The following is a 12,577-nucleotide window of genomic DNA, read 5'->3' on the forward strand; positions in this document are numbered from 1 at the left end:
TATTATATTGTATTTAAAGCTTGTTGAATATCCTTTTTTAAATCTTTAACCGATTCTATACCTACAGAAAACCGAATCAAACCATCACTTATGCCAATTGCATCTCGTTCTTCCTGACTTAACAATGCATGAGACGTTTGAGCAGGACTTAAAACTGTGCTTTCTACACCAGCTAAACTCATTGATGCTTTTATTAATTTTAATCCTTTTTGAAACTTTTCGGAATCTAAGCCATCCGCTAACTCAAAAGATAGCATCGCACCAAAACCATGCATTTGCGCTTTTGCCAATTCATATTCAGGATGACTTTTTAAACCCGGATAATAGACTTTTTTTATCGCTTCGTTTTTTTCTAACCACTTCGCCATTTTACCAGCGTTTTTAGTTTGCTTTTTAACACGAAGCCCCATAGTTTTCATGCTACGTTCTAACATCCATACAGTAAAATCGCTTAAACTACCTCCAAGGTTTTTAGAGACATTCCAAATTTTATCCATATGTTCTTTAGAGCCAGTAACTGCTCCTGCACAAATATCACTATGTCCTCCAAAATACTTGGTTGCAGAGTGCATAATTAAGTCTATTCCAAAATCTGATGGTGTTTGATTTACAGGACTGGCAAATGTATTATCTATACTTGTAACTATATTATTTGCTTTTCCTAAATCTGACACAGCTTTAATATCTGTGATAGTTAATAAAGGATTAGAAGGTGTTTCTAAATGAATTAGTTTAGTATTGGGTTGAATAGCTGCTTCAAAATTTTCAACACTGTAACCGTCTGTAAACGTAAACTCTATATTAAATTTAGGAAACTCCTCACGTATAAAATTATTTGTACCACCATATAGTGTGTTTTGCACTACAATATGATCTCCAGAATTTAAAAATGCCAAAAACATGTGACTAATTGCTGCCATTCCAGAACCAAATATCATTGCGACTTCCTTACGCTCTAATGCAGCGATTTTTTTTGATAAATATTCTTGATTAGGTGTATTAAAATAACGTGGATAACGCTTAACGTCTACATCTATAAACTCATAAGAACTTGCCAAATAAATTGGAGAAACTGCACCTTTAAACTGTTCGTCTTTAATTTCACCAACATGTGCACAAATAGTATTTAAACCTAACTTATTTTTACTCATACGTAAAGATAGTAATTGTTACATTTAAGTTTAACAACTTATCTATAAACAATTAAATTAATGTTTGAAAGAAATAAAATAGCAAAGGCTAAAATGCGCTTTACTATTTTTATGCTTTATTTTCAGATTGCGCCTTGAGGAGTTTATTCTGCTCAACCATTAACTCATTTAAATCTGTAAGTAGCTGGATGTCCTTTGGCGTTTTAACAGTTTTATCTTTAGCATCATGAGATTTATCTCGTAATCTATTCATTGCTTTAACAACCAGAAACACTGTAAATCCAATAATTAAAAAATCGACAAGCGCTTCGGCTAATGCTCCATATTGAATTGCAACTTCGTCTATAATTGTTTTTCCTACACCATCAAAAACACCTTCACGAAGTATTATTTTTTTATTCTGAAAACTAACAATACCACTCATTAAGGACAAAGGAGGCATTAAGACTTGCTTCACTAGAACATCAATAACTCTATTAAAGGAAGCTCCAATAATAATACCTATGGCCATGTCCATCATATTGCCTTTTACGGCAAACTCTTTAAATTCTTTAAAAAATTTCATTGAAAGAAAGTATATTACTGCTTGATTACTCTTTAAAACTTTTATTGTAGGTTCTAATCATTGCAATAGCCCAAATTACTATGCAAACTGACACAAAAATTGAAAAATATAGAATAAAGCTATTTGGATCCATTATCTATCAGTTTAAAAAATATCATTACACCAATAATTGTTGGAGCCCATAAGCCAAGAAAAATACCATGAAGTTCATTTCCTGTTAAAAACAAATACTCCGCAAATATTATTATACATAAACACAAAAGAAGTATTAGTGCATTGTGTAGGCCTATCTTTTTAATGTAATCCATCAATATATTGATTATTTGAATCCAAGGTAATAAATAATTCTCAGATTATAAAATTATTATTTTTTATAGTGTTTAGCGTACATTCTGTAAGAAAAAGCACCAAGTATAATAACTATTAATCCAGCAAAGGCAATATATTTATAACTTAAATCCTGTCCAGACTGGTAAGAATGTAAACCAGATAAATAGAAGTTTACACCAAAATAGGTGAAAATAATAAACGCAAATGCTATTATAGAAGATAAATTAAAGAACCATCTACCACGTAAACCAGGTATTAAACGCGCGTGTATTACAAAGGCATATATCATAATACTAATTAGGGCCCAAGTTTCTTTAGGGTCCCAACCCCAATAACGGCCCCAACTTTCGTTTGCCCACATACCACCAAGAAAATTACCAATAGTTAGCATGACTAGACCAACAGTTAAAGACATCTCGTTAATTATAGTAAGCTCTTTAATATTTAAGAGCATTTTTTCTTTATTCTCTTTAGTTGTTAAAATCATGAGTATTAATACCGTTGCACCTAAAATCATCGACAAAGCAAACGGACCATAACTTGCAACAATTACTGCAACATGAATCATTAACCAATAACTATCCAAAACTGGTGGAAGATTAGCAATCGCTGGATCCATCCAACTTAAATGTGCAACCATTAGGAGCATAGAAGTAACAAACGCACCTGCCGCTGTTGTTAAATTAGAACTGTGTTCTCCATTTAATAAACTTTTAAAAACAGTAAGCATACTTCTATTTGATGTACTAGAAAGCATTAACCCAAAAAGCATAGTGGCCCAAGCTACATAAATCATAGATTCGTAACCATCACTCCATGGCGCATGACCAGAAATATACCATCGTAAAACTAATCCTATTGTATGTGCAATAAATGACGTTAAAATTAACAACTTAAGAACTATTATTAATGTATTAAGAAACTTGCTTTTATCTTTAAATATTTGAATAATCAATAACACAAACAATACCGCTCCAAAAAGCATGTATGCATAATGTAGATTCTTAAAAATATCGTATTTATTGTACAGAATTTCTGTATTAATTTTATCATCACTAAGCATTACTTCGTTACCTAATTTCACTTGATTCCTTTTAAAGGCCTCAAGGATTTTATCAGCTTCAGTAAAATCGCCAGATTGCTTAGCACTATTTAAACGATAGAGGTACAGATTAAAACTTTGATTTACAAAGCTTTGATAGATAGTATCTTTTATTTTTTCTTTATAATGTCCTTTTTTGTATTCGTTAGCAGAAATCCATTTATTATTTTCTTCTTCAGGAATAGGAAATATTCTTAACGAGTTTCCTTGTACTGTATTATGCAGTAAATTAACACGTTGGTCGGCCTCTATAAACTCTTTTTGATAGCCATTTGGTGCTATTGCTTTATATGAATCTTCTAAATAAGATGCTAATTTGTAGTCTCCATTATTAGTGAAAAAGTGTCCTAACGTTGCATAGCCCACAGACTTCTCTACACCTATAATTTTTCTAATAGAATCGTCTTTTTTGGCCTTTAAATAAATAATGGGCACATTATACCAAAATTGCGGACTTTCTTGTACAGAAAGAAATACTTGATCTGCAGTAAACCCTTCGTAAGTATCACTTTTACTTAGTTTTCTTAAAAACTCTGATGCATAAGTATTAACAGGCATCATTCTACCTCCTATATCTTGAATTACTAGACGTCCAAATTTATCAGCTTCTGCTTTTGGCACTATATTAGCTCTTAAAATAGAATCTACTTGTGCTTTATTTTCATCATAAGTATAATCATCATGTTCTACAATAGAGTTATGCTGTACTTCTTGTTTTACAGGTTTTTGAGCATGATCATGACCATCATCAGCAGAGTGTTGTTCTTGTGCAAAACCAGTAAGTGTAAAACACAATACCAGAATTGAAATGAGTTTTGATTTTTTATCTTTTATTTTATCAAGACTACGTTTTAAATCGGCAAAACGTGTATTCTTATTAAACAAAATAGCCATCATACCAAAATAAAGTAACATGTAACCTAAGTAAGTAAACCAAGTTCCCCAATAATCATAGTTTACAGAAAGCTTGGTTAGTGTTTCGTTATTATCAAAACCAGCTTGAAAGAAGCGGTATCCTCTGTGATCGAGAACATTATTCATGAAAATTTTATAATCAAAATCGCCTTCTTGTTCATCATTTACTGTTATAGCACTTGAAAATGCAGAATAGCTGCTTTTGGTTCCAGGATATTTATCAGCAACAAAATCATTCAATTTAATACTAAACGGTAATTCTAAAAGTTTGGCACCAAATCTAAAGTCGATATCCAAACCGGCAATTTCTATACGCTCCCATTGGTTACTAGTACCCATACCTCCAAGTAGTTTCACTTGTTTTGTTTCACCATTTGCCGATACATTTAACACCAAACCATCTTCGTCACTTTTCAATAATTTTGATTTTTTTACAATATCAAAAAGGCCCTTAGTAACGGGCTTTGGAAACACCATTTGCATTTTTCCAATAATATATCTTGAGCGCAACATTAAAGGCTGAATGCTATCTTTTACCAGCTTACCTTCTGTCATAGTAGCCATTTGAAGATATTCGCCTTCAAAAGGAGACTCTATAGTTATTCCATTTTCATTATTTACAATATTAATAGCACCCTTTTTCGGATTATTTAATGTGAAAATAATATTATGAATTAATTGATCTTTTCCAGATTCTAAAAAATGATTATGTGGTGCTCCATTTCCTGCTTCTACTATTTTTAAATAGTCTTTTCCATTTTCATTTGGAACGATATCTTTTTCAGCATTAGCAATAAATTTTTCTAAAGAAATTTCTATAGGAATAGTATCGTAAGTAGTCTTAAAGGATAGTTTATTATTTACTCTTTGAGAAAAATCGACTTCTTTTTCAATACGCAAACGTTGTGGAACGCCATCAATTTTATAATCACCATTAACTAAACCTAAAACATATGTTTTTTGAGATAAAAAGGTGTTTTCCGTTTCGCCTTCTTGAATAGGCATCATACCTTCATAACCAATATAACGCGTAATAAAAGCACCTAAAAGAATAAAAATGAATGCTAGATGCAGTGTTAATGTTGCCCATTTTTCTTTTTTATACAAACGGAATCTAAAAATATTTCCTACAAAATTAATTACAAAAAACACCATAATAGCTTCAAACCACCATGCATTATATATTAAAGTTCGAGAATATGGAGTTGGCGAAGTTTCTTGTCCTGCATCCATAAAAGTACCTGTAATCATTGCTGCCGCAAAAAGAATGAATAAAACGGCTGTTAAACGTGTAGAAAAGAGGATTTTTGCGATTTTATTTTGCATGATAACTTGGGTCTATTTAGCTCGTGCAAAGATAATCTTTTTTGTTTGTTTTATTAAGGTGATAAATGAGGAAAAAGTGTTAAAATTAGGATTGATTTTCAGAACGTGCATGAAATATTTTTAAGTATAAAAATGTACCCATTTTTCGAGCACGACGTTTAGCATTTTCTGCTACTTCGCCTTGAAATAATTCATCTATAGTTTGTAACCAATAATTTAGCCAAATCCCAAAATGGAGCTCTGTTATACTATTATTATTGTCTTTATCTACTTTAACATGGGCATCTAGTGGATTCCCTTTGTATTTATGTTCCAATTTCCTAGAAAAAAACAAGCTAGATTCCCAAAAAGTGGTTAAATGGTTTAGGTGTTTATCCCAATCGCTTATCGCATTATTAAAAATTGGACCTAAAGTTTCGTCATTTCTAATTTTAATGTAAAAGGAATCTACCAATAACGCTACATCTGCACGCGTATTTATATCTTTTTTCTCCATTGTTTACAAAGATACTATTATCATCTTTTTTATAAGCATTTGGTTACTTATTTTAGCCAAATGATTTCAGTAGTATTATTAGGCGCAGGAAATGTAGCCACTCACCTGTTTAAAGCATTTTTTTCTTCGGAAGAAATTGAAATAAAACAATGGTATAATCGTAATTTAAAGACGATTGATAAGTATAAAAATAAAGTTAAAGTAACCGATGATTTAGCGTCGTTAGTTGAAGCGGATATTTATATCCTAGCAGTTAGCGATGATGCCATTGAAGCGTTATCGAAGCAACTACCTTTTGAAAACAGATTGGTTGTGCATACATCTGGCAGTACAAGTTTATACGCTGTGGATATGAAACAAAAACGAGGTGTTTTTTATCCGTTACAGACCTTTTCTAAGGCTGCAGACGTTGATTTCTCTGAAGTTCCTATTTGTATTGAAGCTTTACAGAAAGCAGATTTACCAATTTTAAAACAATTAGTAGAAGCGATAGGAAGCAAAAGCCATAAGGTGAATAGCGACCAGCGTCAAGGTTTGCATTTGGCCGCTGTGTTTGTAAATAATTTCACAAATCAGTTATACAGAATGGCACATGAAATTACAGAAATGAATGGTGCAGAATTCGATATTTTAAAACCATTGATAAAAGAAACAGCAAATAAGATTGAATCGCTTTCTCCTTATCTCGCGCAAACTGGTCCTGCTTTACGTAACGATAAGAAAACAATAAAAAGACATTTAAAACAACTGGAAAGCGAACAACACAAAGCGGTATACGAATTACTTACCAAATCCATAAAAAAAACACATGGCATACGATAAAAATTATAAAGAATATTTAGAAAACATCAACACTTTTATTTTTGATGTTGATGGTGTTTTAACAGATGGCTCTCTAACAATAACAGCTTCTGGAGATATGTTAAGAACCATGAACGTAAAAGATGGCTATGCGTTAAAACAAGCATTAAACAAAGGTTATAACGTTTGCATTATTTCTGGAGGCACAAACGAAGGTGTTAGAAAACGTTTAGAAAATTTAGGCCTTACAGATGTGTTTTTAGGAGCACAAGATAAACTTACACCTTTTAAAAAATACCTTTCTAATAAAAATATAAAGTCAGAAAACGTGTTATATATGGGAGACGATATTCCAGATATCCCTGTTATGCAGCTCATTGGTTTGGCTACTTGTCCGCAAGATGCTGTACAAGAAGTAAAAAAGGTTTCAAAATATATTTCGCATAAAAAAGGAGGAAAAGGCTGTGTTCGCGATGTTATTGAGCAAGTTTTAAAAGTGAAAAACGATTGGAATAGTTATTTTGATGCTTCAATATAGTGAAGTTGAGGCCTAACTATTATTGTTATTTGTAAGTAGGAAACCTAATAAGGTGTTTTTCTAAAGTAAAAGAGCAACTCAACAGTTCTAGTCTTAAAGATTATAAATTAGAATTTTCTATTCGAAAATTAACCGCCACTAAAAAAGAGAACATTAAAACCTATATTAGTACTAAAAGCAAAGAAAAAAAACAGACTCACATTTATACTTTCTATTCTAATAATGATTCCTATAATTTTCGGAATTGTAGTATTAATTGAAAGTATATTATTAAAATATAAATAAACATTGAATTTATTAAATCTCATCCGTTGGAAAAATTTATTAATGATTGCAATTGTGCAGCTATTAGTTAAATACGCCTTATTCCCTGCCTTTACAATCGATACTACTTTAAACCCATTACATTTCTTTTTATTGGTTTTTGCAACACTTTGTATTGCCGCTGGCGGTTACATTATTAACGATATTTACGATCTAGAAACCGACGCTGTAAATAAGCCCAATAAAGTAATTGTAGGCAAAAAAACATCAGAAAATAGTGCAAACAAATTATACATTCTCTTTACTTTTATTGGTGTTTGCTTAGGCTTTTATTTATCTCATAAAGTAGGTAGACCTCCGTTTTTTGGGCTTTTTGTAATTATTGCTGCATCGCTTTACGTGTACGCTTCTTATTTAAAACAAATTGCAGTTGCCGGTAATATTATAATCTCAATATTAGTAGCGCTAAGCCTACTTATTGTTGGCATTTTTGAGCTTATTCCGGCCATGACCATTCAAAACGAAAATGTACAATCTACAATGTTAGAAGTATTAACAGATTTTGCTATTTTTGCGTTTTTAATTAATTTTATACGCGAGATTGTTAAAGATATTCAAGATGTAGATGGAGACCATAAAGCTGGCATGCAAACTTTACCTATTCTGTTTGGTAAAGCTAGAACCTCTAAGGTAACTATGGTTTTAACCATAATTACAATACTGATAATTCTGTATTACATTAGTACGTTTCTATATATGCATTTAGAAGCTATCGCCTATTTTCTTATTGCCGTTGTTGGTCCTTTAATTTACATTGTTATTAAAATGTTTACAGCAGAAAATAATGCGCATTTTAAGCATATTAGTTTTATGCTTAAAATAGTTATGGTTACTGGAATGCTTTCGATGTTACTTTACAGATTAATCTTTTAATTATGCTAACCGAAAAACTTAAAAACCGACATATCATTCTTGCTTCTGGCTCGCCTAGACGTCAGGAATTTTTTAGAAATTTAGGTTTAGATTTCGAAATTCGTTTAAAAGATACTAAAGAAGACTATCCTTCAAAATTAGTACACTTCGAGATTAGTGATTACTTAGCACAGCTAAAATCTCTACCATTTGTTAAAGAATTAAAAGACGAAGACATCTTGGTCACAAGTGATACTATTGTTTGGCATAAAGGAAATGCTTTAGGAAAACCAAGAAATCAAGATGAAGCTTTTGCAATGCTAAAATCTTTAAGCGACGATACTCATGAGGTTATCACTTCTATTTGTGTGCGCACAACACTCTTTCAAAAAACAGTAAACGCAGTTACGAAAGTTACTTTTAAAACATTTACAGACGAAGAAATATGGCATTACATAAAAACCTGCTCACCTTTAGATAAAGCTGGTTCTTATGGTATTCAAGAATGGATTGGACAAATAGGTGTTATTAGTATAGAAGGCTCTTATTTTAATGTTATGGGTTTACCCACACACCTCTTATACAAAACGTTAAATACTATTGCCAACGATTATTAGTATTGTATTTTACAAATAAAAGTATCATGAAAACAAAAGACAACATCCATTTATGTTTAATTATTGGTTTCTTTTCAATTCTATCTTCTTGCACTAATAAAGAACCAAAAAGTATTGCCCTTTCAAAAGTTAAAACTGAAAACAAAAAACCTCCTACAACTAAGGCTTTTCGGTCGAACAAAAGCTTCAATGACTATTGGTATTCTGGAGAAGCAGAAATCACTTCTTATAATCTTGAACAATCACGCTATGGAGAAATAAGAAATGGAACTGCTGTTTTAATTTTTGTAACCGAGCCTTTTTTAGAAAAAAAACAAGTTAAAGCAGATTACAGTAATCCTACAAATATTAATGTTTTAAAGCTCAATAGAACGAAGAATTTTACCACAGGTATTTATCCCTATTCTATTATGCAGAGCACCTTTTATCCTATTACAAATAACCAACATGCAATAAAGGTAAGCTGTTCCATTCAAGAATGGTGCGGACATGTTTACACGCAATTAAACAACCGTGAACAGTTTGAAATAGATTCTCACTCCTACTTTGAGAACCAAGCAGACACTAATTTAAATCTAGAAAAAAACATTTTAGAAAATGAAATCTGGACACAATTACGTATCGCTCCTAAAAGTCTTCCTACAGGAAAAATTAATATTATCCCTTCTTTAGAATTTATACGCTTAAAACATGATCCTTTAAAAGCTTACGAGGCTTCCGCTTCATTAAAAACAGGAACTTACACACTTAATTATCCTAGTTTAAATCGGAAACTAACCATTAATTTTAATCCAGAGTTTCCTTTCGAAATATTAAATTGGGAGGAAAATAATGATGGAAATACTACGAAAGCCACCCGGTTGAAAACCATTAAATCTGCTTACTGGAATAAAAAGAGCAATAAAGACGAAGTGTTAAGACAAACACTTTTGTTAAAATAAAACATGGCCCTTTTCATTTCTAAAAAATAGATTAATTGCTTTTACAAAATTTTGAATATGAACTTATGAATACTGCAATTGTATTCGCTCTATTTATTTTTATTTGAACAATAGGAAAGCTAACTATTTATTGAAGCCTATAAATAGGTGAGAAACCAGAAGGTTTTTTGTTAGTATTTGTTATTTGGTCTTTATTAAGGCATGTCACCTCAGGCGCTATTATGTGCTTTTCGTTTACATAGAAAATAGGTAACAAAATAGAAATTCATGATAAATATTAGCCAACAGAAGCTGTTATAGGAGCTATTCGTGCTTTAGCTTTTACTGGAACTAAAACATCTTCAAAATTATTTATAGAATCGCTTTATTATAAGATTGAATCTTTTGTAGAAAAAGAATTAAAAACCGTTAAGGACGCCTTTCAATTTAAGTCTTCTAATTCTGTATCTTGGATTAATCTTAATAGATTAATCCAAATAGATGAAATTGAAAAACATGGAATACATTACAACTTGCATCCATTGGTTTTAGAAGATATAGTTAGTACTAATCAACGTTCAAAAATTGTTGAATACGACGATTGTATCTTTCTCGCTTTAAAGATGATGTTTTTGATTCAGTTCGAAATCGTACTCGCCAAAACGAAAGGCCGAATTAGAGGCTTAGGTTCAGACTACTTATTATATGCTTTAATAGATTCTGTTGTCACTCATTATTACGCGATTATTGAAACTATGGGTAATAAAATTGAAGATCTTGAAGATCATTTATTTGAAGGTTTAACTAAAGATGAAATTAGTTCTGAAATTCAAAGCCTTAAGCGAGAAGTGCTAAAAGTAAGACTTGCTATTTTTCCACTTCGCGAAATTATAAATCCTATAAATAAAAGCGAAAGCAGACTTATTAACGAAAAAAAATTACATTATTTTAGTGATGTTTACGACCATATAGTGCAAATGTCTGACACTACAGATATCTATCGTGAAATGATTTGGGGATTAATGGATATGTACATAACAACCATTAGTAATCGCATGAACGAAGTCATGAAAGTCCTTACCATTATAGCAACCATTTTTATACCAATAACATTTATTTCTGGTATTTACGGAGTGAATTTCGATAACATTCCAGAATTGCATTATAAATACAGCTACCAAATGCTTTTAACTGTAATGCTTATTATTTTCTTAAGCATGTTGTATTACTTTAAGCGCAAGAAGTGGTTGTAATACTTTCGCTCTTAGACAAAAAAAAAGCTTCAGTATAAACTGAAGCTTTTTTATATCAAATTTAAAATTTTAATTCCCTTCAATTCTAGTAATCTTAGCACCAATTTTTTGCAAACGTTCTACAATATGTTGGTAGCCTCTATCAATCTGCTCGATATTATGAATTACAGACGTTCCTTTTGCCGATAAGGCAGCAATTAATAATGAGATTCCAGCTCTAATATCTGGAGAAACCATAGTCGTTGCTTTTAGTTGCGATTTAAAATCATGGCCTATTACTGTTGCTCTGTGTGGATCGCAAAGAATAATTTTTGCTCCCATATCTATAAGTTTATCTGTAAAGAATAAACGGCTTTCAAACATTTTTTGGTGTACTAACACTTCGCCTTTGGCTTGTGTAGCAACCACGAGCACGATGCTTAATAAATCTGGTGTAAATCCAGGCCAAGGTGCATCTGCAATGGTAAGAATAGACCCATCAATATAATTTTGTATTTGGTAACCTTCTTTATGAGCAGGAATATAAATATCGTCTCCTTTTCGCTCTAAAGTGATTCCCAATTTAGCAAAAACGTTAGGTATTTGTCCTAAATCGTCCCAGCTTACGTTTTTAATAGTTAATTCACTTTTTGTCATAGCTGCTAAGCCAATCCAACTTCCAATCTCAATCATATCTGGAAGCATCGTGTGGTCTGTACCTCCTAAGTTTTCGACACCTTCTACAGTTAATAAATTAGAACCAACACCAGAGATTTTTGCTCCCATTCTGTTAAGCATCCTACATAACTGCTGCAAGTAAGGCTCGCAAGCGGCATTATATATTGTAGTTGTTCCTTCTGCTAAAACCGCAGCCATTACAATATTTGCTGTTCCTGTTACAGAAGCTTCATCTAAGAGCATATCTGTACCCACTAATTTATCAGCTTCAACACCGTAAAAATGATCTTCTCTATTGTATCTAAATTTAGCGCCTAGATTTATAAAACCTTCAAAATGTGTATCTAAACGACGACGACCAATTTTATCACCACCAGGTTTAGGTATGTAACCCTTACCAAAACGAGCCAATAATGGACCAACCATCATAATAGAACCACGCAATCCACTACCTTCCTTTTTAAAATCGGGTGTTTGCATATAATCCAAATCAATAGCATCAGCCTGAAAAGAATAAGAACCTTCTCCTAATTTTTCGACTTTTACACCTAAATTTTTAAGTAGTGTAATTAACTTATTAATATCAATAATATCTGGAATATTATTAATCGTTACTACTTCTGGAGTTAATAAAACTGCACATAATATTTGTAAAGCTTCGTTTTTTGCACCTTGAGGTTGGATGTCGCCTTTAAGTTGGTGACCGCCTTCTATTATAAATGTACCCATT

The 12,577-nt window shown here is 31.7% G+C and carries 11 protein-coding genes; 6 read left to right on the plus strand and 5 right to left on the minus strand.

Annotation, left to right across the window (positions count from 1 at the left end):
* Positions 1 to 2: 2 nt before the first annotated feature.
* The 4 genes from RH82_RS06920 to RH82_RS06940 all read right to left on the minus strand — a co-directional run bounded on the left by RH82_RS06920 (position 3) and on the right by RH82_RS06940 (position 5,885).
* Positions 3 to 1,151 (minus strand): trans-sulfuration enzyme family protein, encoded by a 1,149-nt coding sequence (locus RH82_RS06920; RefSeq protein WP_034059255.1) that lies wholly within the window; start codon positions 1,149 to 1,151, stop codon positions 3 to 5.
* A gap of 109 nt (positions 1,152 to 1,260) precedes the next feature.
* Entirely contained in the window at positions 1,261 to 1,716 is a 456-nt protein-coding gene (mscL, locus tag RH82_RS06925; protein WP_034059257.1) for a large conductance mechanosensitive channel protein MscL, read from the minus strand.
* 364 nt (positions 1,717 to 2,080) lie between these two features.
* A complete protein-coding gene (gene ccsA / locus RH82_RS06935; protein ID WP_034059260.1) occupies positions 2,081 to 5,389 on the minus strand; it encodes a cytochrome c biogenesis protein CcsA in 3,309 nt (1,102 codons plus the stop codon).
* 85 nt (positions 5,390 to 5,474) lie between these two features.
* Complete coding sequence (locus RH82_RS06940; protein WP_034059261.1) at positions 5,475 to 5,885, minus strand: group III truncated hemoglobin; 411 nt, start codon at positions 5,883 to 5,885, stop codon at positions 5,475 to 5,477.
* Positions 5,886 to 5,945: 60 nt separating this feature from the next.
* Between RH82_RS06940 and RH82_RS06945 the strand changes: the two genes are divergently transcribed.
* From RH82_RS06945 to corA, 6 genes are all read left to right on the plus strand, one after another.
* Positions 5,946 to 6,707 (plus strand): Rossmann-like and DUF2520 domain-containing protein, encoded by a 762-nt coding sequence (locus tag RH82_RS06945; RefSeq protein WP_034059263.1) that lies wholly within the window; start codon positions 5,946 to 5,948, stop codon positions 6,705 to 6,707.
* On the plus strand, positions 6,694 to 7,224 hold the full coding sequence (locus RH82_RS06950; protein ID WP_034059267.1) for a KdsC family phosphatase: 531 nt from the start codon (positions 6,694 to 6,696) through the stop codon (positions 7,222 to 7,224). Before RH82_RS06945 ends, RH82_RS06950 begins: the two co-directional genes overlap by 14 nt.
* A gap of 288 nt (positions 7,225 to 7,512) precedes the next feature.
* On the plus strand, positions 7,513 to 8,421 hold the full coding sequence (locus RH82_RS06955; RefSeq protein ID WP_081979205.1) for a geranylgeranylglycerol-phosphate geranylgeranyltransferase: 909 nt from the start codon (positions 7,513 to 7,515) through the stop codon (positions 8,419 to 8,421).
* 2 nt (positions 8,422 to 8,423) lie between these two features.
* The gene (locus tag RH82_RS06960) at positions 8,424 to 9,017 is read left to right on the plus strand and encodes a Maf family nucleotide pyrophosphatase (protein WP_034059271.1); all 594 of its coding nucleotides are present in this window, start codon (positions 8,424 to 8,426) and stop codon (positions 9,015 to 9,017) included.
* A gap of 26 nt (positions 9,018 to 9,043) precedes the next feature.
* Complete coding sequence (locus RH82_RS06965; protein ID WP_034059273.1) at positions 9,044 to 9,958, plus strand: hypothetical protein; 915 nt, start codon at positions 9,044 to 9,046, stop codon at positions 9,956 to 9,958.
* Positions 9,959 to 10,479: 521 nt separating this feature from the next.
* The gene (corA, locus tag RH82_RS06970; RefSeq protein ID WP_241148019.1) at positions 10,480 to 11,190 is read left to right on the plus strand and encodes a magnesium/cobalt transporter CorA; all 711 of its coding nucleotides are present in this window, start codon (positions 10,480 to 10,482) and stop codon (positions 11,188 to 11,190) included.
* Positions 11,191 to 11,259: 69 nt separating this feature from the next.
* Here corA and murA read toward each other — a convergent pair whose 3' ends face one another.
* Entirely contained in the window at positions 11,260 to 12,576 is a 1,317-nt protein-coding gene (gene murA, locus RH82_RS06975) for a UDP-N-acetylglucosamine 1-carboxyvinyltransferase (RefSeq protein ID WP_034059275.1), read from the minus strand.
* Between the last annotated feature and the right edge of the window lies 1 nt (position 12,577).

Source organism: Lacinutrix jangbogonensis (assembly GCF_000797445.1).
Taxonomy (GTDB): Bacteria; Bacteroidota; Bacteroidia; order Flavobacteriales; family Flavobacteriaceae; genus Lacinutrix; species Lacinutrix jangbogonensis.